Source organism: Mucilaginibacter sp. (assembly GCF_039925265.1).
In the GTDB taxonomy this organism is placed as follows: domain Bacteria; phylum Bacteroidota; class Bacteroidia; order Sphingobacteriales; family Sphingobacteriaceae; genus Mucilaginibacter.
On the sequence record NZ_JBDSZG010000042.1, the window covers coordinates 78,771 to 102,317 of the forward strand.

Below are 23,547 nucleotides of genomic sequence, written 5' to 3' on the forward strand. Positions count from 1 at the left end.
TCAAACTGAATTTTTATGGACAATGCAACAACCGCCCTTACTGCCGAAGTGGAAATAAGGGAATTGATAGATGATAAGATAGTAGCCATTTATAACCGTGATGAACATGCCATTTTAAACCGATATGCAGGCAATGTGATAACTTTTGACCTTGCCCCGCCGCTGCAAAATAACGGCGGACTGAAAGAGCGGCTGCAAAAGTGGTTTTCGGGCTACACGGGTCACATTAATCAGGAGGTTGCCAATGTGGAGGTAGCGGCAAGCGGCAACATTGCATACAGCCATTGCCTGATGCGTACCTGGGGTACAAGTGTGCAGGGCGAAGAACAGGACATGTGGTACCGGGTTACTACCTGTTACAAAAATGTGGGCGGCAGGTGGCTCGTCGTACATGAGCACCTTTCCGAACCAATAGATATGGAAAACGGTAAAGCGCTGTTCAACCAAAAACCATAACCAATAACAAAATAAAAACCATCATGTTAAAAGATTCAAAAGCATTTGGCAGTTTCTCGGTGAACGACATTGAGAAAGCGGAACAGTTTTACAGGGAAGCATTGGGTTTGCCGGTAGAGAAGAATGAAAAAATGGGGAACATCCTTACGGTGACGACGGGAAGCGGGCATTTTATTATTTACCCCAAGCCGAACCACTCCCCGGCAACCTTCACCGTGCATAACTTTCTGGTAAAAAATATCGACGAGGCGGTTAAAGGGCTCAAGGCAAAAGGCGTTGCGTTTGAAAGCTACGATTCGGAATACTTAAAAACCGACGAAAACAACATTTCCCGCGGCGATGGAGGCGAACGTGGCCCAAGCATTGCTTGGTTTACAGATCCTGCAGGCAATATTCTATCGGTAATTGAAGATGCCGGAGCATAACCGACCATTTCCTAATAAGTAAATTTCTTTCAAACCATATAGAAATAAGGCTGTTAATTATTCATAAACAAAATATTAAAGCCATGGATAATAAACAACAGGTAGGTGCGCCGGACAGGAACCTCATCAACGTAAACGAAGATTACGAACTACAATACTGGAGCGAAAAATTTGGTGTAAGCCGGGATGAACTGCGCGAAGCTGTAAAACAAGCAGGTACATCGGTAGAAAAAGTGAAAGCATACCTTAACAAATAAACGCCCATACCATGAGCCTGGAGAAATATGCAGAGAAGCGGGACTTTACCAAAACGGCGGAACCCAAAGCCGGTAAAAGCAAGGATAAGGATAAACTGCGGTTTGTGATCCAGAAGCACGACGCCTCCCGCCTGCATTACGATTTCAGGCTGGAGATGGAGGGGGTGCTAAAAAGCTGGGCAGTACCAAAAGGCCCATCAACAGATCCTAAAAACAAGCGGCTGGCCATGATGGTGGAAGACCACCCGTACGACTACCGCTTGTTCGAGGGTCTCATCCCCAAAGGGGAGTATGGCGGCGGAACCGTTATTGTTTGGGATGAAGGTACCTACGAGCCTATTGAAGAAATAGAAGGTAAAAAGGCCCAGGAAAAACATCTGCTGAAACAGCTTAAAGAAGGATCCTTAAAAATAAAGCTCCACGGCGAGAAGCTGGAAGGGGAGTACGCCCTGGTGAAAACCCATGGTATGGGCGAGAACGGCTGGCTGCTGATCAAGCATAAAGATGATTTTGCTTCGGACAAGGATATCACCAAAAAAGACAAGTCGGTACTTTCCGGGAAAACCATCGAAAGCATGGAAAAAACCGGCGAAAAGGTTTGGCAGCACGGGCACGAGGAAGATGTAGAGGAAGAAAAGCCCCAAAAAGAGATTAAAAAAAAACTCCAAACCGATCAATTTGAAGACGCTGTAGAGGAATCTGCGCCGACTGAAACCGTAGATGTTGAAGCCATCCTGAAAAAAGCACCCAAAGCAAAAATCCCCACCGGAATGAAGCCTATGCTGGCAGCCCTGGTGGATAAACCCTTCGACGACAAGGACTGGGTTTACGAAATAAAATGGGATGGTTACCGCACGCTTGCGTTCATCAACAAAGGCGAGGTGCAACTGCTCTCGCGAAACAACAAGTCATTCAACGAAAAATATTACCCCATTACACAGCTGCTGGAAAGCTGGAAGATAAATGCCGTAATAGATGGCGAGATCTTGGTATCTAACGATAAAGGCGTGTCAAATTTTGGTGCCCTGCAAAACTGGCGCAGCGAGGCCGATGGCGAACTGATGCTTTACGTTTTCGACCTGCTTTGGTATGAGGGCAGAAATCTGATGGACCTGCCGCTTATCCAGCGACAGGCCATATTAAAAGAAGTACTGCCAACGGATGATGACCGCATCCGCCTGAGCCAGGTTTTTACCGCTAACGGACTGGAATTTTTTGCCGCGGCTGAAAAAGCAGGACTGGAAGGCATTATGGCCAAAAAAGCAAATAGCCCTTATTTGGCAGATAATAGGTCTAAAGATTGGCTAAAGGTTAAAATAAATAAACGGCAAGAAGTTGTTATTGGCGGCTTCACCAAAAACGAGGGAACAGCAAAGCAATTCAGTTCCTTGTTACTGGGGGTATATGAGAATGGTCGTTTTCAATATGTAGGCAAGGTGGGTACCGGCTTTTCGGATAAGCTGCAAAAGGAAATGATGGCGCAATTTAAGCCATTAATTATAGAGAAAACACCATTTGAGAGCGAACCCGATGTAAACAAGCCTTCGCGGTTTCGCCCAAACCCGCCGAAGGCGAAAGCCACCTGGCTAAAACCAGAGTTGGTTTGCGAGGTAAGTTTTGCCGAAGTAACCAGCGATGGCGTTTTCCGGCACCCCTCATTCCAGGGAATGCGCGATGATAAAAAGGCGAAGGATGTGGTAAGGGAAACCGAGGTGCACACCGACGAGGTAATTGAAGAAGATGTAAACCCCCAAAAAGAAACGAAAGCCGAAAAGCACGATCTGGTAAAGGCGCCAAAGGAAAGCACCAAACGCACCCTGCTCAACCCCAAGGAAGAAACCCAGGTGAAAAAAATCTGCGGGCACGACCTGAAATTCACCAACCTGAGCAAAGTTTACTGGCCCGAAGACGGCATCACCAAAAGGGATATGTTCAACTACTACTACCAGGTTGCCGAATATATTCTGCCTTATTTAAAGGATCGTCCGCAGTCGCTTAACCGTTTCCCGGGCGGGATCCATGGGCCAAGCTTTTACCAGAAGGATGTAAGAGGCAAATCGCCCGATTGGGTAAAGACCTTCCCCTATACCACCAGCGATGGCGAGGATAAGGATTATTTGGTGGGGCATGATGAAGCTACCCTGCTTTGGATGGCGTCGTTGGGATGTATAGAAATGAACCCATGGTTCAGTCGCGTACAATCGCCGGATAACCCGGACTACTGCGTTATCGACCTGGACCCAGATAAAAATACTTTCGACCAGGTAATTGAAGCGGCCCTTGAAGTGAAAAACGTGCTGGATGCTATCGACGTACCATCGTATTGTAAAACATCCGGTTCTACCGGGATGCATATCTATATCCCACTGGAAGCGAAATACGATTACGACCAATCGCAGATGTTTGCAAGGCTAATCGTAAACATCGTACACAAGCAAATTCCGGATTATACCTCGCTGGAGCGGATGATAAAAAACCGCCACGACAAAATGTACCTCGATTTTCTGCAAAACCGCCCCGGTGCAACCATTGCCGGTCCGTATTCGCTGAGACCGAAACCCGGCGCAACAGTATCTATGCCGCTGCATTGGGACGAGGTGAAACCCGGCCTCACCATGAAACACTTCACCATCCATAACTCCATTGCCCGCTTAAAAAAAGAAGGCGACCTGTTTAAAGGCGTTTTAGGCGAGGGGATAGACTTAGAAAAAACCATTAAGAAAGCCCGGAGTATTTTCCAGCCATAAGATAAATAACGCGAATAGTGTTCCACTTTTGAAAGTGGAACACTTATTGTTAAAACAATGTTGATTATCAGCGCTTTACGGTTTTTCATGAAACACTTTGGAACACCCCTGTACGTTAAGTAACGCCTGTATATATCTTGTTATCAAGGCGTTAATTAAAAATGGAAATTCGATTTTAAACAAGGTGAAATGCTTTTTTGGAACACCCATTTCTTGAACGGATTATTCATTCCCGCAGTTTAACCAATTTTAGTCCTCGCAGGAGACTTTTTTAAATAGCTCCTGCGGGACCGTATAAGCGAAAGTTTTACCGCGCGGCATTGCGAGGAACGAAGCAATCTCGCAGCAATGACGCGAGGTGGAGTTGGGGGTGCCAAAGAACGAAGCAATCTCTTGTTTCTTTTACAAGGTTGCACAATCTAAACCGGTGCGTATAAAATTATCTCATTAATAATCAATTTATTGTAATTTATTTCACCAAATCCTAATCTATTAGTTGCAATCCTAATTCATTAGTAGTAGCTTGCGTTATAATTAGAGAATTATGCAAAAACTGGCTAAGCGCGAAGAACAAATAATGCAGGCTTTCTGGAGCCTCGGAAAATCATACATCAAAGAAATTATACCCGAATTGCCTGATCCGAAGCCTCACTATAACTCGGTGGCCACTATGGTGAAGATATTGGAGGAGAAGGGCTTTTTGGACCATGAGACGGTTGGCAACATTTACAACTATTATCCAAAGATTACACGCGAGGAATACCAAAAGCACGCCATGAAAGATATTGTGAGCCAATACTTCAATAACTCGTACCCCAGCATGCTGGCCTTCTTTGCCAAAGAAGAAAAAATTTCGGAAACCGAACTGGAAGAAATATTAACCCTTATCAAATCCAACAAGAAATGATACCATACATATTACACGTGGCCCTGCTGCTGGCCATTTGCCTGTTGTTTTACAAACTGCTGCTGCAAAAGGAAACCTATTACCGCCTCAACCGCGCTATCCTTCTGGGCTGCCTGGCCATGGCTTTTCTGCTGCCGTTGATACACGTACCGCAGCAATGGGCGCTAAGAGAAAGCCCCCAGCCGGTTGCCGCAGAAAGCATCCCTGTTGTGGCTATTCACCTGCCGCAGGTTACCCCGGCAGAAAGCTATAGTCCGAAACAACAAGCAGAACCTGCCGCCAAGGTTACGCGTGTTGCTGAGCCGCAGGTACCCTTGTTAACACGCATCATAAAATGGGCGTTTTACCTGTATTGGTTTGGCGTGGTGGCTTTCGGCGGGAATTTGCTGCTGCAGGTATGTGTACTGCTTTTCCAGGCTTACCGCAAGCCGGTTATTATTGATGGGCAATTCCGCATTGTGGAGCTGGATGATGATAAAGCGCCATGCAGTTTTGGCAACAGTATTTTCATTAACCCAACCAAATACGAGCCGGATACCTTTAACCAGATCCTGCTGCACGAGAAAATCCACATTCGGCAGGGCCACAGCCTCGATCTGCTGATAGCAGAACTGATGCTGGCATTCCAATGGTTTAACCCCTTTGCCTGGTTATACCGCAAAGAAGTAGAAAGCAATTTAGAATACCTGGCTGATAATGAAGTGCTGCACGACGCAACAGTAGAACGTGCCGATTACCAGATGAATTTATTGAAAGTATCCGTCCCCAATTTATCCCTGAGAATAACAACCAACTATAATCAATCACTCTTAAAAAAACGAATAGTTATGATGAACGCAAAAAAATCAAACATACATACCGCCTGGAAATACCTTTTCCTGGTGCCCATGATGGCATTTTTGGTGTGTGCCTTAAACGAGCCTGCTGCTTCCAGCATAATAAAGACAGTTAGCACAGTAGTTAAACCCAATGTAACGGACGCGACCCGTAACGAAGGTAATTGGAAAGCGACCATAAAAGGCAACAAACTCGACCTTAAACTGTACGAAGGCGACGAAGACAAAAACCACATGAGTAATTCTGATTTCCTGGTGAGCGAATTTACGGCTTTACCGATGGGGCAGGAGGGTGCGTTTAAGTTGACAAGAGAAGCAGGCACTATGCAATTCACCGGCAGGTTCGATGGTACAAAAGGATCAGGCAAATATAAATTTACGCCGGATGCGGCATTCAACAGCTACTTACGCAGCGAAGGCGTAACCGGCATCAGCAGCGACGACGAGATGGCGTTTTTCTTTCTCAACATTAAAAAGAGCTTTATAGCTATGCTGAAAAACAATGGGTACAAAACCTCGTCGAAAGACGATGTTATAGCTTGCGCGGCACTTGGGGTTGATGAGTCGTACATCAAATCGATAAAGCAAAATGGTTACCCTAATATTAAATTACAGGAGTTGATTTCCGGCAAGGCTTTGGGCATCAATGGCGCATTCATCAGCGACATCCATAAAGCGGGATACCCTAAAGTAAGCTGGGATAAACTCATAAGCTTTAAGGCCCAGGGTATTGATGGTAAATACATTAGCAAATTTAAGGCAGCCAACGGCAAACCAGGTGTTGTTAAAAAGGATGTATCTGATGATGATATGGTTGCCTTTAAGGCGCTTAATGTAGATGATAACTATATCAACGCCCTTAAAAAAGAAGGCTATACCAATATCTCCGCAGGCAAACTCACCAGCATGAAAGCTGTTGGGGTAGACGCAGCCTATATTCATGGGTTTAAAGCTGCCGGTTACAACCAAATCTCGGCCGAAAACCTGGTATCACTTAAAGCATTGGGCATTACCCCCGAGTTTATGAGCAGTTTTAAAGCTGCGGGTTATAAACAATTGTCTGTTGGCCAGGCTTCATCTTTAAAAGCATTAGGCATTACCCCCGAGTTTTTGAACGGCTTTAAAAATGCCGGCTACCAGGATATTAGCATTGAAAACGCAAGCGGGCTAAAAGCACTGGGCATTACGCCGGAGTTTCTAAAAGGCTTTAAGGCTATTGGTTACAATGTATCGCTGGAGCAGGCCAGTTCGCTGAAAGCGATGGGGGTAACCCCAGAATACGTCACCCAAATGAAAGAGAAAGGTTTTAAATCTGATGATATTAATAAATACATCACGCTGAAGGCGGCGTTTTAACTATGAAATATAACAAGAAGAGCCCCGGCAAACCGGGGCTCTTCTTGTTTATAAGGATGCAATGTATAATTACGCTGCCAGTTGGTATTCTACTTTGTCGAGTAACACGGTCATATCAAAGGGTTTAGCCAGTACATCATTTGGCGCGCCATCCTGTTTTAGGGCCGATTCGATATCATCATTGCCGGAACAAATGATAACCGGCAGATTTTTAGTGGCTTTATTATGTTTGATGATGCGGCAAATATCCCTGCCATCTACCCCGGGCAATGATATATCCATAATCACCAGGTCGGGATGGGTTTGTTTTATTTGGGCTACCACACCGTCGCCGGTGTTCAGCGTGGTTACGTCATAGCCATTATTGGTCAATATGTAGCTCATCACCTCGGTTATCAGTTCATTGTCGTCTACTATCAATATTTTCTTGTTCATGGCTATGTATTTCAAGTAGTTATACAAAGCCCATGCCGCTAATTAATTTTTGTGAAAATTCTTTTTGCGACAGTAAAAACAGGGTGTGTTTTCAACCCTTTCAGGAGGCTAAAAATCACGCGCAAAATTTCCGCTTTTTTGCAAAAAAGAGGGATAAAAACAGGCTTTTTTCGCGCCTTTTTATCCCCGGAAGGAAAGCCTCAATGAAGGCCGGATCTTATCTAAGTTTCGGACGGAAATTAGATATGGATAAACAATTCGTTTTTCGGACGGCGAACTTTTACCAGTTTGCTAAAGTGGTCGTCATCGGCACGGAAACCTACAGCGGCGATAACGGTTGCCGTCAAACCTTTTTCTTTCAGGCCAAGGATCTCGTCAAATTTTGCAGGATCAAAGCCTTCCATCGGCCCGGCATCAATACCGAGGGCGGCAGCGGCGGCTACCAAAACGCCCAGGGCAATGTAAGCCTGCTTTTGCGCCCACAGTACGCGCTGCTCCGGCGTGCGGCTGGCAATGGCACCAAGCACCATACCTTCTAAACCGCCAAGGGTTTCGCGGGCTACACTACGTGTTTCGGCAATAAGGCTGATAAAGTTTTTGCCATAAACTTCGTCCATATTGGTTTCTGCGGCAAATACGATCAGTTGCGATGCATCGGTGATCTGCGGCTGGCCATAAGCGGCTTCGCGCAGTTTGGCACGTACCCCGGGGTTTTCTATCACAAGCACTTTGTAATGCTGTAAACCGTGTGAGGATGGGGATAGTTGGATAGCGTCCAGCAGTTGATCTAATTGTGGTGCCGAAAGCTTTTTATTGGTATCGAATTTTTTGGTGGCGTAGCGCCATTTTAATTTATCTACTATTGACATGAGGTGCTATTTTTAATATTTGTTCAAACATGCATGTTTGAACAAATATTAAAGTCATGCTTTAGTAAAGGCTATTAATTCGGTAGATAATTGTATTTTGGTGTGACAAACTGTAGCCTATGGTAACCGGCTTTTCATATCTTTTTCTTTATCCTTCATTTCCTGCTTCAACCGCTTCTTTTCTTCTTTCACCTCTTTTTTGGTACGCCCGGCTGTATCCACATTGTCAATTTTCAATTTATAATCCGTTTTCATCGCTTCAATTTCTTGTTTGATGCGGGTTTTGATCATCTCGTTAGTTTCTTTTATCTTCTCCTCCACCTTGGCTGCCTGGCTGGTATCCTTTTTACCCAATAGCCGCTGGAAAAAGTTTGGTCGTTTGGGCTCTTCATATACCGGGGCTTCTACGCCTACGCCGGTATTTTCGCCGCCCTGCTGCATCAGGCTATCAACAACGGCGGTATCTATTGGTGCCATTTGCCTGCGCAGGCCTTCCCTCAGTCGTACACTGTAAAAGCCGTATGCATTGGTGTCCCGCTGTGTGAGGCCCTTGCCAGCCATCAGTCGCCCAATAAGGTTAAAGTAGCCGTGCAACCCGGGCCGCAGGGTTCCGTCGGGTTGGAAAGAGTATAAGCCGGCTTTAGGGCGGGGCACTATACTGGCCAGGAAAATACTTTCGCCAAGCGTAAGTTCCGAAGGCGATTTGCCGAAATAGTAACGCGAGGCTTCGCCGATACCGTAAATGTTGCGGCCCCACTCTATAATGTTAAAATACACCTCCAGCATACGGTTCTTGCTCATCAGGCGGGTGTTTTCAATGGTCCACACGATCAGGATCTCTTCAATTTTACGCGCGAGGGTTTTACTGCGCACCAAAAAAGCGTTCTTGATCAGCTGCATGGATATGGTACTGCCGCCGCGGGTGAATTTTTTGGTTTTAAAATCGGTAGCTAAAGATTTACGGATAGATTCATCCACAAACCCCTTGTTACGGTAAAAGGATGGATCTTCGGCAGTCATCACCGCGTTGCGCAGATCCGGCGAGATGTCTTCAAGACGCGTAAACTCCGGGTTTTCGGGGCCAATGGTATGCGGCGACATCGGTTTGCCGTTTTCGTATGGTGTGTAAACAAATGTTTTGTTCAGCTTATTGAAATCGGTTTTACCAAATTTAACAATGCGGAAGCCCTGGTTATTCAGCCACGAATCGAACACCAGGTCGTCTACATGGGCGGAGTTCATAAAAAAGTTGAGGTTATAGTTCAGCTTCCCGGCAACCTGCATGCCCTCCAGCGATTCGAACATCCCGGTAGGGAACGAATCAAAAAGGTCCTGCGCGTTTATCCAGCCGGTGCGGATCTTCATCTCGTAGATCTTAACCGGGTTGAGTGTATACTTGAGGAATGGGTTAGCAGTGATCTTTTTTAAATGGATAATCGAGGAACTGTCGAGCGATACGTAGTTAGATCCAACAAAAAAATTGGCATCTATCGATCCGTTCGGCACAACAATATCTTTTGTGGAAAGGCCTGCATGGTTCACTAATAAATTACGCACCGCGCAATAGGTGAAGATCTGGGTTTCGCCATCACTGCTTTTTACTTTGGTAAGCTTGGTGGTCAGCGTATCAAAATTCAATTTTACCTTAAATTTCTTCTCAATGATAGGCAACTCTACCTTTTTGCCATCGGCATACAGGCGGATATCGATATCCTTGTCTGAGGGATGCATTTTACCATCAAAATGCCAGGTAGAAGCAGCCAGTCCATCATTTACCAAAATGGTGGAAGTAAGCTTGCCATCGTTAATAATAGCCGATTTGGCCAGCATTGTAATTCGCGTACTATCGTCTGCTCCCGATATCAAAAAGTTATTGAGCGAAAGGTTATCCGGGATCTTATAAAGCACCTCGTTAATGAGGTTGTCGGTCAGATCGGCCAGATCCAATTTATGGCTGGTTTGGGTGCTGTCCTTTTTCTTTTTAAACAGGAAATCGAAGTTTTTAACCCCCTTTTTACTGGTCAGGTTAAGGTGCCCGTTTTGCAGTACCACATCGCCCAGCTTAAGCGTGCCGAAAATGATGGGGAGGATCTTGACGCTTACACTAAACGTTTTGACAGACAGCAGGCTATCGCGCTGGTAGGGTACTACCGATATGTCGGTAAAAGCTACTGTTGCCAGCCCGGTAAAGCGTGCCGAACCTATTTTTACATCTAAATTATAATCCCTTTTTGCTTTTACTTTAGCTTTGCTGATAGCAGATTGCAGGATAGCTTCCCGTTTGGAATAGGCAACAATACCGCCTATAATCAACAGAACTACTAAAACAGCAACTACGATACCTGCAATACGAATATATTTAGGGTGGATACGGCGCATTTGAGAAATTTATTTCAAAACTAAACTAAATATAATGCGCTGCAACGCTTAGTTACAGCAAATTGTTTTTCTTAACAAACGCTACACGCCCCCTGTTTTCGTATTTTTGTAACCAGATAAATATGGAAATTACCCAGCAACAAGTATTACAAGCCCTTAGCAACGTAGAGGAACCCGATCTTAAAAAAGATCTGGTTACCCTAAATATGATACAGGATATTGTTATCGATGGCCAAAGATTAAGCTTTTCGGTAATATTAACTACGCCCGCCTGCCCTTTAAAGGCACTGATAGAGAACGCCTGCCGCAATGCCATTAAGCACTTCATCAGCAAGGATATTGAGGTGAGTATTAACATGACCTCGCGGGTTACCTCGCAAAAGAACACCGGTGTACCGGGGGTGAAGAATATCATTGCGGTAGCATCTGGTAAAGGCGGCGTAGGCAAATCTACCGTATCGGTAAACCTGGCGCTGGCTTTGGCAAAAACCGGGGCTAAGGTTGGTTTAATAGATGCCGATATTTACGGCCCATCCATCCCCATCATGTTCGGGCTGGAAGGCGCAAGGCCACTGGCCAGCAACGTGAACGGCAAAACGCGCATAGAGCCGATAGAGAAATACGGCATTAAGCTTTTATCCATAGGTTTTTTTACAGACCCTAACCAACCTGTGCCATGGCGCGGGCCAATGGTATCTACAGCGGTAAAGCAGCTGTTTAACGATGCCGACTGGGGCGAACTGGATTATTTGGTGATAGACCTGCCACCGGGCACCGGCGATATCCACATCACGGTTACGCAAAGCTTCCCGGTTACGGGGGCGGTTATTGTAACCACGCCGCAAAATGTGGCCCTGGCTGATGCCAAAAAGGGAATAGGCATGTTTATGATGAATGCCATTAACGTACCTATACTGGGTATTGTAGAGAACATGAGCTACTTTACCCCTGCCGAACTGCCCGATAATAAATACTATATTTTTGGACAAGGCGGCGGGCAAAAGCTGGCACAAACGCTTGATGTACCATTTTTGGGCGAAATTCCGTTAATAAAGGGGATAAGCGACAGCGGCGACGCGGGTAAACCAATAGTGTTGGACGAAGATGGCGGCATGAGCATTGCGTTTATGGAGATGGCCCGCAGGGTGGCGCAGCAGGTATCTATAGCAAATGCCGAAAAAGCAAATGTTATGAATGTTGCAAATAATTAATAACTTTACGTATATAAATTAGTAAAAATGAGTTTAATTGATCAGGTTGAAGCAGCGTTAGATTCCATTCGCCCATATTTGGAGGCCGATGGCGGTAACGTTTCTGTGGAAGAAATAACGCCTGAAGGTATTGTTAAGTTAAAGCTGCTGGGCTCTTGCGGTTCTTGCCCCATGAGCATCATGACGCTGAAAGCAGGAATTGAGCAGGCCATTAAAAAAGCCGTACCCGAAATTACCGGCGTTGAGGCCATTAACCTAACAGACATTGACGACCCGTATGCAGTGCTTCCGGAGAATTTGAGGTAGTGTTAAGAATTGTTAAATTGCAATTCGCTTTAAATGAATAATGTATTTTTACCTGCCCGTTTTTAAAACAATAATAAAACGGGCATGGTAGTATAAATACGCATAAGATAAATGAAGAAATTAATTGGCATATTGTTTTTGTTGGTATCGCTTTCGGCATTCGCCCAAAAGGAAAAACCTTTGGTGCAGTTTACCGGCGTTATTTACAATGCCGATAGCGCCAATGTGGTGGTGCCATATGTAAGCATCAGCAATAAAAGCTACCACAATGCGGCGGTTATAGCCAGCTACAACGGCTACTTTTCCTTTGTGGTGCACGAGCAGGATACTATTAGCTTTACAGCGGTTGGTTATGCCCCTCTTACGGTTGTTATCCCTGCAAATCTGCCCAACAAAAGCTACACCACCCAAATAAAAATAAAACCGCAGATCATTAACCTGCCGGTGTTCCGGGTATTCCCGTGGGCCACTACGGATGAGTTCAAGCGCGATTTTGTAACAGCAAAATTGGCCGACGACGACCTGGAAATAGCCCGGAAGAACATCAGCCGTGCATCGCTTGCCGCGCTAACCACTTCGCTGCCGCGCGATGGGCAGGAGATCCAATCGGCCAATGCATCACAAATGCATACCAACCTGGTAAACTCACACTCCATTACCAACCCGCTCCTCAACCCGCTTGCCTGGGGTAGCCTGATCAAATCCATTACGGATGGGGATAAGAAGGGGAATTAAGGGTTAATTAGAGTGAAGAACCAAGAGACAAGATTCAAGACAAAAGATAAAAAGAAGAGCCGCGATATTTACATCGCGGCTCTTTGTGTTTTATACTAAATTTGGTTTGGAATCTTTACTGGTTTCCGCCTCTTAATTCTTGTCTCTTGACTCTTGTTTCTCTTAACTCTCTCTTCCTATCTGCCTTTCTTCGCGTCGGGGAATTTCATTCTGTAATCTACATCAACCGCACCTTTAGAGATATCGTTCAGCTTTTTCTCTATCATGCGTTTGCGCAGGGGGCTTAGCTTGTCGGTAAACAGCTTGCCTTCTATGTGGTCATACTCGTGCTGTATCACGCGGGCGGCCATGCCTTTAAAAGTTTCTTCGTGGTGTTTCCAGTTCTGGTCGTAGTACGACATGCGGATAACCGGCTTGCGCGATACATCCTCGCGGATATCGGGGATGCTTAAACAACCTTCGTTAAAAGACCATTCGGTGCCGCTCTCTTCTAATATAGCCGCGTTGATGAACGCTTTTTTAAAATCGGCCAGTTCCGGCTCTTCATCATCAAAGGGCGACAGATCAACCACAAATAAACGCGCGCTCATGCCTATCTGCGGGGCAGCCAGTCCAACGCCGCGCGCGGCGTACATGGTTTCGTACATATTGGTAACCAGTTCTTTTATATGAGGGTACTCATCCGGCTCAATGGATGGGGCCTTACGCCTCAAAATAGGGTCGCCGTATGCTACAATAGGATATTTCATTATGCAAAAATAAGGGATTTACTGTTTAGGCTCAAATAATAAGGTTATCATACCGTCATTATCAAAAATTTCGTTGCTTATTTCTAATAATTGTTCGGCTGTTACGGCATTTATTTTAGCGAAGATGTCTTCCAGCGAATCGATATGGTTAAAATCGAGCAGGCTTTTGGCCATGCTGATGATGAGGCTCATGCGGCTTTCCTCGGCCAGTGCTATCTGCCCTATAAATTTTTCCTTAGCCTGTTTTAGCTGAATGGTGCCAATGGTATTATCGCGGAGCTTTTTTAGTTCCTTATGCACCAGCTTAAGGGCTTTCTCCGCCTTTTCGGCATCGGTACCAAAGTAAATGGAGAAAATGCCGGTATCGGTAAGCGAAGTGTAATTGCTCTCGATAGTGTAAGCGATGCCGTATTTCTCGCGGATCTCCAGGTTAAGACGGTTGCTCATGCCCATGCCGCCAAGCAGGTTGTTCAGCAGAAGCAGGCCATATTTATTTTGATGTGCCGATGGATAAGCCCGGCTACCTAACACGCAATGCGTTTGCGAGATGGGTTTTTGGATAACGTATTGCCCGCCCATTATTGGCAAAGGCGCTACGCGTTGTTTTTGACTGGTATTCTCGGGCACGTTCCCAAAATACTTTTCGCAAAGCTTCACCAGTTTTTTGAAATCGTAATCGCCGTATACGGCAAATACCATCTGGTGCGTGTTGTTGTTGGCCAGCATAAATTGCTTTATGTCCTGCCCGTTTATAGCGGCCACGCTTTCGGGCGTGCCTAATATGTTGTTGCCTATGGTATGCCCTTTAAACAAAAATGCCTCAAAATCATCCTGGATGGCTTCCTCGGGCTGGTCCAGGTAGCTGGAGATCTCGTCAAGGATAACCCCACGCTCTTTCTCCATTTCGTCCTCCGGGAAGGTGGAGTGAAACAGGATATCCTCAAAAAGGTCTACCGCGCGCTCCAAATGCTGTTTTAGTAACGACGCATGGATGCAGGTATACTCTTTGGTAGTATAAGCGTTCAGGTCGGCACCTACCAGCTCCAGCCGGTTAAGGATCTGGTTGGTGCTGCGGCGCTCGGTTTCCTTAAACAGCAGGTGCTCTATAAAGTGCGCCAGGCCTTCTTTGTTTGGCGTTTCATCGCGCGAACCGGCGTTGAGCACAAAGCAGCAATGCGTAATGGGCGATGGCGAATGTTTAAATAATATGCGGATGCCGTTGGGCAGGGTATGTATCTGGTGGTCTGTCATTAAGGCGCAAAGATAGTGTTTATATTAACCTGTGCGGGCACCACTTGTTTAGGCAGATAGGCCAATTGTTATAATTTTTGTCGCCTGCGAAAAATTTATACCTTGGTATACATATTTATTTTATTTTAGTGAGATGAAACTACAAATAGCCGATCTGGAGTTTGAGCCGCTGATTTCCTACGAGCAGATACAACAACGCATCGCCGAAGTTGCACAGGATATAAACAACGATTTTGAAGATAAGGAACCCATATTTGTAGGCATACTCAACGGCAGTTTTATGTTTTTTGCCGATTTGCTGAAAGAAATAACCCTACCCTGCCAGGTTACCTTTACCAAGCTGGCCTCCTATTTCGGCGGCGTAAGCAGCACGCAAACCATCCGCGACGATTTTGACCTTTCGGGCGATATAAAAGGCCGGGATGTGATATTGGTGGAAGACATTATCGATACGGGTAACACCATCCGCTACCTTATCCAAAAACTAATGGTGCGCGAACCTGCCTCCATCACCGTAGTATCGCTTTTGTTTAAACCCGATGCCGTTGTATACAGTATTGAAGAACTGCGCTATGTAGCCTTCCAGATCCCGAATGACTTTGTGGTAGGCTACGGTTTAGATTACCGTGAGCTGGGCAGAAATTTGAAGGGCATATACAGGAAGAAAGCTTAAAAGAATTAATTTTCCTGCTGTCGCTCGCCTCCTGGCGAGTGACGATTATTACGCGGCATCTTGCCGCCGAACCATGCCTTAAAATATTTTTTGCAGATATCAAAATCTACGCTACATTTACCGCGCAAATCGCATACCGGATATCTTCCCCGATCGTCTCAAAAAACCCTCCCCGGAACCTACAGGCAGGCGATAAAATTTAACAAACAAACATCATGTATTTACTTATTGGATTAGCTATCGCCATTGTGCTGATAGGAATTAGTGCGCACATTGCACAGGAGTATCAACGCGCTATTGTTTTCCGTTTGGGCCGCTACAGCCGCACCGCCGGGCCCGGGCTTTACTTTATTATCCCCTTTATCGACAGACAGATAACCGTGGACATCCGTACCCGCACCGTCGACCTGGAGCAGCAGGAAACCATCACCAAGGATAGCGTAACTATTAAGGTGAACGCCGTGCTCTGGTTCAAGGTGATCAACCCCGAAGATGCCATTATTAAAGTGGCCAATTACAACATGGCTGTTTACCAGTTTGCGGTAACAGCCCTACGGAACATTATTGGCCAGCACCATTTAGATGAGGTGCTGCGCGAACGTGAGCAGATAAACGCTACCATGCAAAAAATAGTCGACGCGGCTACCGAGCCATGGGGTATCAAAATTGTAATGGTAGAGATGAAGGACGTAGAGATCCCCGAATCGATGCAGCGCGCTATGGCCCGCGAGGCAGAAGCCATCCGCGAAAAACGCGCCCGTATCATCAAAGCTGAAGCCGAGCTGGAAGCGTCCATCAAACTTACACAAGGCGCCAAGCAAATGGAAGCCAGTCCGATAGCCCTGGAACTGCGCCGTATGCAAATGCTCTCCGAAATTGGTATCGATAACAATACTACCACCATTGTGCTGGTACCATCAGATTTTACCAATGCCGCGAGGAGTTTTACGGAAATGGTGGCGAAGACAAAGGAAGATAAGTAGTTTTAAGCTTGTGGTTAGCATATTAAAACAAATTACAATTTTGTATATTTGATTATTATGCTAACCGCAATTAAAGGATATTACGAAGAAGGGCAAATCGTTTTAAGCGAGGAGGCCCCAGTGCATACCAAAACGGATGTAATCGTTACTTTTTTAACCGAGCCCATAGAGAAGAAGCAAGGTAAAAGGATTCCGGGCGGATTGAAAGGCAAAGTTTCTCTTCCTGACGATTTTGATGAGCCACTTGATGACCTTAAAGATTACATGTAATGGCAAATAAGTATCTCTTAGATACTCATGCTTTAATTTGGTTTCAGGAAGGAAGTTCTCGTATTCCGTATGCAGCGTCAGCTATAATTCAAAACCCGGATAACGAAATATTATTTAGTCAAATCAGTATTTTTGAACTTGCGATAAAGCAAAGGATTGGTAAACTTTCTTTTCTCGTGCCCCTCGAAGATGTTTACGCCCAAGCATTGGCAGACGGGTTTTCGTATGTCAATATTCAAAACAACCATATTTTCCAATATAATCAAATTGAACTTTTCGACAATCATCGCGACCCATTTGACCGGTTATTAATTGCCACCGCGATAGAGGAAAATGCGATAATTATTTCTGGGGACGATAAATTCAAACTTTATGAAAACCAAGTAAAAACTGTTTGGTAACCCTACGCCCCCAACCACCACAATTCTTCCTGCGCTTCATCGATATTGCCAACACCTAACCCAAAGGTGTTTTGATTTGAAGCCTATTATATATCTTTAGCTAAATATTTTAATACGCCAGCATGAGTTTTGACCTATACTTTTATAAAAAGAAGGAAAGCGCTTTAACCGAAAAGGACGTGGCAACATACCTAAATCACAATCTTCCGTGTAATATAAGCGACCACGCCCGGCAATGGAATTATGCGAATCCGGAAACTGGGGTTTATTTTTTGATTGATTGGAATGACCCCAACGAAGATTATGAGGAAAGCGAAGGGTTTGAGGGCCTCGTAGATCTTAATTTCAATTTTAGCCTGAATTTTTTTAGGCCTGATTTCTTCGGTATCGAAAGCTTCCCGATTGTTGAGAAATTAGCAAGCGATCTGGGTGTAATTATCCATGATCCGCAAGCCGACGGGGAGGCGGAAATATCTGATAACCTAACCCCGGGAGCTCTCTGCGCAAGCTGGCTAAAGCAAAACAAGAAGCTTACTGCGCAGATGTTCGAGGAGCTTAAGTTGAGATATATGCCCGCGGAAAAGTCTAATTATGTATGGCAATTTCAGACAAACCGGTTGAAATTGGAGGCCGGGCTAACAGAAGATATTTTTGTTCCTAATATAATAGTAATGCAAAGCGACGCAGATTTGCAGTTATACACCATATGCGTTTGGCCCGAGCATATACCTATAATGCTTCCCAAAGTAGATTATGTTATTATAAAGAAAGTTTATAAGTCTTTTTTTAAAACAGTTGAGGAGTCGGGCATGGTGCGCTATGATACCATCGTTAAGGAATTAGGCGGTGCTTTCGCTAAGTTTGAATGTGATGTGCCGGATCTAATAATACTCAGGCAGCGAGAAGCAGATAACTGTGTAAAAAAATTCAATAAGTTAAAAATAGTCTCAGCCGTGACCGCATTTGGCAATAGGCTAAGTATGGACAATTTTGCAAACACCCAAGCGGCACAAAGTTAACCCTACACCCCAACCACCAGCAATTCTTCCAAAACCTCCAGTGCCTCATTAATATTCCCCACCCGGTCTACGCTTAAACGCAGGGTGTTTTTAACCTCTTTGAGGTTGGTGCGCCTTGGGTTACGTTGTACAAAATTGAGTACTTCGCGGAAGGCGTCGCTTTCAAAATAGGCGGACTGCTGGTTGGTGATAAAGTAGCCGCGCAGTACGTTGTTTTTAAGGGACACCTTTTCAAAGCCGATGGTTTTGCCCAACCATTGCAGGCGCATCGAATTCAGCAGGTCGTTTACCTGGAGAGGGATTGGTCCAAAACGGTCATGCAGCTGTTGTTTAAAGGCTTCCAGCTCAGTTTCGTTCTCCAGCTTGCTTAGTTCGGTGTACAGGTTATAGCGCTCGGCTATACTGGTTACATATTCGTCAGGGATAAGGATCTCCTGGTCGGTATCTATCTGGGTGAAAGTGATAAATGGCTTCGGTTTTTCATCGGGGAATACGCCTTTAAACTCGTCCTCCTTCAATTCTTGTATGGCCTCGTCCAATATCTTGTGGTACATTTCAAAACCAATTTCGGCAATAAAGCCGCTTTGCTCAGCACCTAAAAGGTTACCGCTGCCGCGGATATCGAGGTCGCGCATGGCAACGTTGAAGCCGCTACCCAGGTCGCTGAATTCTTCTATGGCACTCAGGCGCTTGCGGGCCTCGTTGGTAAGCGTAGACAAAGGCGGACTCAGCAAATAACAAAACGCCTTTTTATTGCTTCGCCCAACGCGGCCCCGCATCTGGTGCAGATCGCTTAAGCCAAACATGTGGGCGTAATTGATGATGATGGTATTGGCGTTGGGGATATCCAAACCGGCTTCGATGATGGTAGTGGCCACCAGCACATCGTATTCGTGGTTCACAAATTTCAGCATCACATCTTCCAGCGCGTCGCCTTCTAATTGTCCGTGGGCAATACCGATGCGGGCTTTAGGCACCAGCTTGTGGATCATACCGCCTAACTGCGGCAGATCCGCTACGCGGTTGTGAATAAAGAACACCTGCCCGTCGCGCTCAATCTCGTGCTCTACGGCTTCTTTTATCAGCTTATCGTTAAACACATGCAGCTCGGTAACTACCGGCTGGCGGTTTGGCGGCGGGGTGGAGATGATGGAAAGGTCGCGCGCGCCCATCAGCGAAAAATGCAAGGTGCGCGGTATCGGCGTAGCCGTAAGCGTTAGCGTATCTACGTTGGCGCGCATTTGTTTTAGCTTTTCCTTAACGGTTACGCCAAACTTTTGCTCTTCATCAATGATCATCAGGCCGAGGTCCTTAAACTTCACATCCTTGCTCACCAAACGGTGGGTGCCAATGATGATGTCCACTTTGCCTTCTTTTAATTTAGCAAGGGTGTCTTTGATCTGCTTACTCGTTTTAAAGCGATTGATGTAATCTATATTGGCCGGGAAGCCCTTTAGGCGGTCGCTAAAGGTTTTATAATGCTGGGCGGCAAGAATGGTGGTCGGCACCAATATGGCTACCTGCTTGCTATCCGCAACGGCTTTAAACGCGGCGCGTACTGCAATCTCGGTTTTGCCAAAACCAACGTCACCGCAAATGAGGCGGTCCATCGGGTGGGGCGATTCCATATCCTTTTTAAAATCGGTAGTGGCTTTCTCCTGGTCTGGGGTATCCTCATACAAAAAGGAGGCTTCCAGTTCGGTTTGCAGGTAGCTATCCGGCGAAAATGCGTTCCCATCCTGGGCCTTACGCAGGGCGTAAAGTTTAATAAGGTCGCGGGCTATATCCTTAACTTTTTTTTTTGTTGTCTTCTTCAACCGCTCCCAGGTGTCGGTTCCCAGCTTATTCATGCGGGGCTGTGTGCCTTCTTTGCCGCTGTATTTGCTGATACGATTCAGCGAGTTGATGTTTACGTACAACAGGTCGTTATCGGCATACACCAGCCTGATCATCTCCTGTACCTTGCCGTTCACCTCCACTTTCTCAAGGCCGGCGTATTTGCCGATGCCGTGGTCTATATGGGTGATGAAATCGCCCGGCTTCAGCTCGCGCAGTTCTTTCAGGGTGATGGCCTGCGAACGCTGGTAACCCTTTTTGAGTTTATATTTATAATACCTGTCGAAGATCTGGTGATCGGTATAGCAGGCGAGTTTTTGTTCCTTATCAATAAAACCTTCGCGGATGGATACGCTTAAAGGGGTAAATTTTACCGTTTTATCCAGGTCGTCCAATATGGCATAAAGACGTTCCACCTGGCGCGAAGAATCGGTGAGGATATAGCTCTCTATCTTTTCCGCCTCGTTATTTTTAAAATTATGGATGAGCAGGCTAAAATCTTTGTTGAATGACGGCTGCGGCCGCATATCAAAGCTGATCTGCGCGGCATCGTGGTAAAAGAATTGTTTGCCAAATTCTACCAGCGGGAAATCGTGCAACTGGTCGGCAATCAGTTTTTCATCGGTAAAGCTAAACTTGGGGTCTATCCAATCGGGGTTCTGATTTTTCTCTTCTGCGGATAGAGCCTTCCACAAGGCGGTTGCCTTTTTATGCCCGGTTTGGATAATATCGAGCGTAAACTGCACATCCTTTATCCACACCTGCGTGCCGGCATCCACATATTCCAGCAGGGAGATGTTATTCTCCGTAAGGAATTTGGATTGCACATTGGGCACGATGGTGATGTTCTTTACTTTTTCGGCAGAGAGCTGGCTCTCTATCTCGAATGTACGGATCGACTCGATAAAATCGCCAAAGAACTCCACCCGGTAGGGCAGATCGTGCGAGAAGGAGAAGATATCTACAATACCGCCGCGTACCGAGAATTGGCCCGGCTCGTATACAAAGTCTACCCTGTCGAAATCATACTCCACCAAAAACTCGCTGATGAATTCGATGCTTAACTTGTGATTTACCGAGATCTCCAGGGTGTTTTTTTCCAGTGAAGCACGGTCTATCACCTTTTCGGCGATGGCCTCGGGGTAGGTGACTATCAATTGCCCGTATTCGGTAGCATGGTTCAGCTCGTTTAATACCTCGGCACGTGCCAGAACGTTGCTGCTATCGGGCTGGGTAAATTCAAAGGGTTTGCGGTATGAGGAGGGAAAAAGCAGGGCTTCTTTACCGGTAAGGTTTTCCAGGTCGGCCTGGAAATAAGCAGCTTCCTCGCGCTCGGGCAGTACAAATATCATGTGCTTGTGCTGCAAAAAATACAATGCTGCCGCCATGGCCGCATCGCCCGATCCGACTAACCCCCTAAGCTGTACTCTTGGATTTTTACCGGCATTAAGCGCTTGCGCCAGTGCCTTTATCCGTTCGTCGGCCTTGTATCTTTCTAATATATCGCGGATGTTCAAAGCGGTGCAAATATATGGAAAAAAGGCGTTTTTGTTTTCGCCGCACAATTATCAAAAATTAAAGCAAACAAAAGCGGGCATTGTTTACTTTTAAATGATATTTCGCTGTTACATGGCGCAACAGCTTTTTTAAATCCAGATACCAAACTTTAATACTACCATGAAGAATTCAGTAATTTTCGGATTAGTAATAGGTGTTTTAAGCCTGATATGGCTTTTTGTAATGCGGGCCACCGGCTACAACCTTACCGATAGCGAAGCATCACCCATAGAATATGTATCGGTACTTATACCGCTTGTTGGCTTGTACTTTGGTGTAAGAAACTTCCGCGATGGCGAACTGAAAGGCAATATGGGCTTTTTAGAGGCGCTGATACAAAGCTTTAAAATATTGCTGGTTGGCGGCGCCCTGGCAGTTTTTGCAGGCATCGTATTTATTAACTGGGGTAACCCCGATTCTCACGACACTACCTTCCAAAGTTTTAGCGGTCGTATTTTTGGCGCGTTGCTGGTTGGTGTAATTATGGCTTTTGGCGTATCTTTATTGCTCACAACCAAGAGCAACAAAGTTGATTAGAAAGCTTTTCGATAAGTACTTCGAACTGGTATTTTGGATAACTGCAATGGTTTGCCTGGCGTTTACTAACCCGGCAAACCATTCGCATTTTAGCCTGTGCCCGTTTAAATGGATAGGCTTTACCTGGTGCCCGGGCTGCGGACTGGGACATTCTATCGCTTATTTTTTCCATGGCGACATCAGCAATTCTTTTCACGCGCACTGGCTGGGGATACCGGTAGTGTTTGGCATATTTTACCGGATCTATGTTTTGGCAAGACCGGTGGATTATTTAGCCAGGATAAAAGCGGAAGAGGCGAAGGAGAGGATTTAGGCAGTTGCGTCTATTTCTTGATCGTTAATTTACGTAGGTTGAACAGCGATAGCGCATTCGGGGTGAGTAAAATAGCCCGGCATAAAGCCCACTCACCGATACACCCGCAACCCGGCGAAACAATCATCCTCACTTCACCGCAAAATTCACCTTGTTTACCGATAGTTTATTACTGACTGCCAATTTTGTATTGGCATTTTTTGTGTTTGGATGTAGTTTTACATCATAAATCATCACAAACAATTTAAAAGTTAAGACAATGAACACGTATCAAGATCCTTATATGACATTCTCGGACATGACTGCCGAAGAAATGGGTTCTCTGCAACAGGCAACAAACGGCCTTACCGAAAAACAAAAGCAATACTTTTACATGGTTTACTCCGGTAAAAGGCGCAGCCCGCAGGAGATACTGATCTTTACCCTGCTTGGTTTTATTTGCGTTGCTGGTATCCAGCGGTTTATTACCGGCCAGATAACAATGGGTATATTCTTCCTGATCACCGGCGGCTTCTGCGGTATCGGTACCATTGTAGATCTGGTGAACCACCGCAACATTGCTACGGAGTACAACCAAAAAATGGCTTACGAAAGCTTCCAGATCACCAAAATGGCCGTTCAGGAATAATTAACACATCATCAACCAAACTTAAAATACATACACAATGAAAACCCTTAACAAAACCGCAAATAAACTAACCGTTCGTTTCGACAAAGAATTGTTGAATTTATTGAAGAGCGACCTGAAATCTGTCCGCGCTAAAAAAGCCTGATAGTAAAATAAATAAGGGCGATTGGCCCTGGAAGATCAAAACGAATGTAAGCATTGGGAAGGGCAGAGAGGCCCGGCGGCGATTAGCCCACCAAAGAAAATATTACATGCGTTTTGATCTTTGTTTGTTTTAGGCCTCACCTAAATCCTCTCCAAAGGAGAGGACTTAAAAAAGATTACAGAACCCTCTCCTTTGGAGAGGGCAGGGTGAGGCTACCAAATAAAAATACCTCCAATATCTTCCAATCTCCCAATTCCTACACTACC

The 23,547-nt window shown here is 45.6% G+C and carries 23 protein-coding genes; 17 read left to right on the top strand and 6 right to left on the bottom strand.

What is annotated here, in order from left to right; translation table 11 throughout:
• Positions 1 to 15 precede the first annotated feature (15 nt).
• The 6 genes from ABIX36_RS19600 to ABIX36_RS19625 all read left to right on the top strand — a co-directional run bounded on the left by ABIX36_RS19600 (position 16) and on the right by ABIX36_RS19625 (position 6,984).
• Positions 16 to 456 (top strand): nuclear transport factor 2 family protein, encoded by a 441-nt coding sequence (locus tag ABIX36_RS19600; RefSeq protein ID WP_348083866.1) that lies wholly within the window; start codon positions 16 to 18, stop codon positions 454 to 456.
• 23 nt (positions 457 to 479) lie between these two features.
• The gene (locus tag ABIX36_RS19605) at positions 480 to 881 is read left to right on the top strand and encodes a VOC family protein (RefSeq protein WP_348083867.1); all 402 of its coding nucleotides are present in this window, start codon (positions 480 to 482) and stop codon (positions 879 to 881) included.
• Between the two features lie 83 nt (positions 882 to 964).
• Positions 965 to 1,138, top strand: coding sequence for a DUF3606 domain-containing protein (locus tag ABIX36_RS19610; RefSeq protein ID WP_348083868.1), 174 nt, complete (start codon positions 965 to 967; stop codon positions 1,136 to 1,138).
• Between the two features lie 11 nt (positions 1,139 to 1,149).
• Positions 1,150 to 3,885, top strand: coding sequence for a DNA ligase D (gene ligD, locus ABIX36_RS19615; protein WP_348083869.1), 2,736 nt, complete (start codon positions 1,150 to 1,152; stop codon positions 3,883 to 3,885).
• Between the two features lie 544 nt (positions 3,886 to 4,429).
• Complete coding sequence (locus tag ABIX36_RS19620) at positions 4,430 to 4,792, top strand: BlaI/MecI/CopY family transcriptional regulator (RefSeq protein WP_348083870.1); 363 nt, start codon at positions 4,430 to 4,432, stop codon at positions 4,790 to 4,792.
• Positions 4,789 to 6,984: a M56 family metallopeptidase gene (locus tag ABIX36_RS19625; protein WP_348083871.1), complete on the top strand. Its 2,196-nt coding sequence runs from the start codon at positions 4,789 to 4,791 to the stop codon at positions 6,982 to 6,984. Before ABIX36_RS19620 ends, ABIX36_RS19625 begins: the two co-directional genes overlap by 4 nt.
• A 69-nt stretch (positions 6,985 to 7,053) precedes the next feature.
• Here the strand turns inward: ABIX36_RS19625 and ABIX36_RS19630 are convergent, their stop codons facing one another.
• The 3 genes from ABIX36_RS19630 to ABIX36_RS19640 all read right to left on the bottom strand — a co-directional run bounded on the left by ABIX36_RS19630 (position 7,054) and on the right by ABIX36_RS19640 (position 10,667).
• Entirely contained in the window at positions 7,054 to 7,419 is a 366-nt protein-coding gene (locus ABIX36_RS19630; RefSeq protein ID WP_348083872.1) for a response regulator transcription factor, read from the bottom strand.
• A gap of 239 nt (positions 7,420 to 7,658) precedes the next feature.
• Entirely contained in the window at positions 7,659 to 8,288 is a 630-nt protein-coding gene (locus tag ABIX36_RS19635; RefSeq protein WP_348083873.1) for an NAD(P)H-dependent oxidoreductase, read from the bottom strand.
• A 117-nt stretch (positions 8,289 to 8,405) separates the two neighbouring features.
• Positions 8,406 to 10,667, bottom strand: a complete 2,262-nt coding sequence (locus tag ABIX36_RS19640) for a biosynthetic peptidoglycan transglycosylase (RefSeq protein WP_348083874.1) — start codon at positions 10,665 to 10,667, stop codon at positions 8,406 to 8,408.
• A gap of 122 nt (positions 10,668 to 10,789) precedes the next feature.
• Between ABIX36_RS19640 and ABIX36_RS19645 the strand changes: the two genes are divergently transcribed.
• From ABIX36_RS19645 to ABIX36_RS19655, 3 genes are all read left to right on the top strand, one after another.
• Positions 10,790 to 11,878 carry an Mrp/NBP35 family ATP-binding protein gene (locus ABIX36_RS19645; protein ID WP_348083875.1) on the top strand — a complete coding sequence of 363 codons (1,089 nt, stop codon included), beginning with the start codon at positions 10,790 to 10,792 and terminating at the stop codon, positions 11,876 to 11,878.
• Positions 11,879 to 11,905: 27 nt separating this feature from the next.
• Positions 11,906 to 12,184: a NifU family protein gene (locus tag ABIX36_RS19650; protein WP_128533862.1), complete on the top strand. Its 279-nt coding sequence runs from the start codon at positions 11,906 to 11,908 to the stop codon at positions 12,182 to 12,184.
• Between the two features lie 111 nt (positions 12,185 to 12,295).
• A complete protein-coding gene (locus ABIX36_RS19655) occupies positions 12,296 to 12,919 on the top strand; it encodes a hypothetical protein (protein WP_348083876.1) in 624 nt (207 codons plus the stop codon).
• Positions 12,920 to 13,095: 176 nt separating this feature from the next.
• On the opposite strand, the gene def is transcribed toward ABIX36_RS19655, so the two are convergent.
• Together def and ABIX36_RS19665 are read right to left on the bottom strand one after the other, a co-directional pair.
• Positions 13,096 to 13,668 (bottom strand): peptide deformylase, encoded by a 573-nt coding sequence (def, locus tag ABIX36_RS19660; protein ID WP_348083877.1) that lies wholly within the window; start codon positions 13,666 to 13,668, stop codon positions 13,096 to 13,098.
• An 18-nt stretch (positions 13,669 to 13,686) separates the two neighbouring features.
• Positions 13,687 to 14,919, bottom strand: a complete 1,233-nt coding sequence (locus ABIX36_RS19665) for a pitrilysin family protein (RefSeq protein WP_348083878.1) — start codon at positions 14,917 to 14,919, stop codon at positions 13,687 to 13,689.
• Positions 14,920 to 15,052: 133 nt separating this feature from the next.
• On the opposite strand from ABIX36_RS19665, the gene hpt reads away from it, so the two are divergent.
• From hpt to ABIX36_RS19690, 5 genes are all read left to right on the top strand, one after another.
• On the top strand, positions 15,053 to 15,592 hold the full coding sequence (gene hpt / locus ABIX36_RS19670) for a hypoxanthine phosphoribosyltransferase (RefSeq protein ID WP_348083879.1): 540 nt from the start codon (positions 15,053 to 15,055) through the stop codon (positions 15,590 to 15,592).
• Positions 15,593 to 15,807: 215 nt separating this feature from the next.
• On the top strand, positions 15,808 to 16,575 hold the full coding sequence (locus ABIX36_RS19675; RefSeq protein WP_348083880.1) for a nucleotidyltransferase: 768 nt from the start codon (positions 15,808 to 15,810) through the stop codon (positions 16,573 to 16,575).
• A 57-nt stretch (positions 16,576 to 16,632) separates the two neighbouring features.
• Complete coding sequence (locus tag ABIX36_RS19680; RefSeq protein ID WP_348083881.1) at positions 16,633 to 16,845, top strand: DUF2281 domain-containing protein; 213 nt, start codon at positions 16,633 to 16,635, stop codon at positions 16,843 to 16,845.
• The gene (locus ABIX36_RS19685; protein ID WP_348083882.1) at positions 16,845 to 17,246 is read left to right on the top strand and encodes a type II toxin-antitoxin system VapC family toxin; all 402 of its coding nucleotides are present in this window, start codon (positions 16,845 to 16,847) and stop codon (positions 17,244 to 17,246) included. Before ABIX36_RS19680 ends, ABIX36_RS19685 begins: the two co-directional genes overlap by 1 nt.
• Positions 17,247 to 17,368: 122 nt before the next feature.
• On the top strand, positions 17,369 to 18,265 hold the full coding sequence (locus ABIX36_RS19690) for a hypothetical protein (protein WP_348083883.1): 897 nt from the start codon (positions 17,369 to 17,371) through the stop codon (positions 18,263 to 18,265).
• Between the two features lie 2 nt (positions 18,266 to 18,267).
• Here ABIX36_RS19690 and mfd read toward each other — a convergent pair whose 3' ends face one another.
• Positions 18,268 to 21,618, bottom strand: coding sequence for a transcription-repair coupling factor (mfd, locus tag ABIX36_RS19695; protein ID WP_348083884.1), 3,351 nt, complete (start codon positions 21,616 to 21,618; stop codon positions 18,268 to 18,270).
• 160 nt (positions 21,619 to 21,778) lie between these two features.
• Here mfd and ABIX36_RS19700 point away from each other — a divergent pair, with 160 nt between their 5' ends.
• The 3 genes from ABIX36_RS19700 (at position 21,779) to ABIX36_RS19710 (ending at position 23,136) form a co-directional block, all read left to right on the top strand.
• On the top strand, positions 21,779 to 22,195 hold the full coding sequence (locus ABIX36_RS19700; RefSeq protein WP_348083885.1) for a DUF4199 domain-containing protein: 417 nt from the start codon (positions 21,779 to 21,781) through the stop codon (positions 22,193 to 22,195).
• Positions 22,188 to 22,508: a DUF2752 domain-containing protein gene (locus ABIX36_RS19705; RefSeq protein WP_348083886.1), complete on the top strand. Its 321-nt coding sequence runs from the start codon at positions 22,188 to 22,190 to the stop codon at positions 22,506 to 22,508. Before ABIX36_RS19700 ends, ABIX36_RS19705 begins: the two co-directional genes overlap by 8 nt.
• A gap of 259 nt (positions 22,509 to 22,767) precedes the next feature.
• Positions 22,768 to 23,136, top strand: coding sequence for an NINE protein (locus ABIX36_RS19710; protein ID WP_348083887.1), 369 nt, complete (start codon positions 22,768 to 22,770; stop codon positions 23,134 to 23,136).
• Positions 23,137 to 23,547: the final 411 nt, after the last annotated feature.

Coding starts and splice junctions, on each gene's coding strand:
- ABIX36_RS19600 (WP_348083866.1), top strand. CDS start 16: ATGGACAATGCAACAACCGCCCTTACTGCCGAAGTGGAAATAAGGGAA.
- ABIX36_RS19605 (WP_348083867.1), top strand. CDS start 480: ATGTTAAAAGATTCAAAAGCATTTGGCAGTTTCTCGGTGAACGACATT.
- ABIX36_RS19610 (WP_348083868.1), top strand. CDS start 965: ATGGATAATAAACAACAGGTAGGTGCGCCGGACAGGAACCTCATCAAC.
- ligD (WP_348083869.1), top strand. CDS start 1,150: ATGAGCCTGGAGAAATATGCAGAGAAGCGGGACTTTACCAAAACGGCG.
- ABIX36_RS19620 (WP_348083870.1), top strand. CDS start 4,430: ATGCAAAAACTGGCTAAGCGCGAAGAACAAATAATGCAGGCTTTCTGG.
- ABIX36_RS19625 (WP_348083871.1), top strand. CDS start 4,789: ATGATACCATACATATTACACGTGGCCCTGCTGCTGGCCATTTGCCTG.
- ABIX36_RS19630 (WP_348083872.1), bottom strand. CDS start 7,419: ATGAACAAGAAAATATTGATAGTAGACGACAATGAACTGATAACCGAG.
- ABIX36_RS19635 (WP_348083873.1), bottom strand. CDS start 8,288: ATGTCAATAGTAGATAAATTAAAATGGCGCTACGCCACCAAAAAATTC.
- ABIX36_RS19640 (WP_348083874.1), bottom strand. CDS start 10,667: ATGCGCCGTATCCACCCTAAATATATTCGTATTGCAGGTATCGTAGTT.
- ABIX36_RS19645 (WP_348083875.1), top strand. CDS start 10,790: ATGGAAATTACCCAGCAACAAGTATTACAAGCCCTTAGCAACGTAGAG.
- ABIX36_RS19650 (WP_128533862.1), top strand. CDS start 11,906: ATGAGTTTAATTGATCAGGTTGAAGCAGCGTTAGATTCCATTCGCCCA.
- ABIX36_RS19655 (WP_348083876.1), top strand. CDS start 12,296: ATGAAGAAATTAATTGGCATATTGTTTTTGTTGGTATCGCTTTCGGCA.
- def (WP_348083877.1), bottom strand. CDS start 13,668: ATGAAATATCCTATTGTAGCATACGGCGACCCTATTTTGAGGCGTAAG.
- ABIX36_RS19665 (WP_348083878.1), bottom strand. CDS start 14,919: ATGACAGACCACCAGATACATACCCTGCCCAACGGCATCCGCATATTA.
- hpt (WP_348083879.1), top strand. CDS start 15,053: ATGAAACTACAAATAGCCGATCTGGAGTTTGAGCCGCTGATTTCCTAC.
- ABIX36_RS19675 (WP_348083880.1), top strand. CDS start 15,808: ATGTATTTACTTATTGGATTAGCTATCGCCATTGTGCTGATAGGAATT.
- ABIX36_RS19680 (WP_348083881.1), top strand. CDS start 16,633: ATGCTAACCGCAATTAAAGGATATTACGAAGAAGGGCAAATCGTTTTA.
- ABIX36_RS19685 (WP_348083882.1), top strand. CDS start 16,845: ATGGCAAATAAGTATCTCTTAGATACTCATGCTTTAATTTGGTTTCAG.
- ABIX36_RS19690 (WP_348083883.1), top strand. CDS start 17,369: ATGAGTTTTGACCTATACTTTTATAAAAAGAAGGAAAGCGCTTTAACC.
- ABIX36_RS19700 (WP_348083885.1), top strand. CDS start 21,779: ATGAAGAATTCAGTAATTTTCGGATTAGTAATAGGTGTTTTAAGCCTG.
- ABIX36_RS19710 (WP_348083887.1), top strand. CDS start 22,768: ATGAACACGTATCAAGATCCTTATATGACATTCTCGGACATGACTGCC.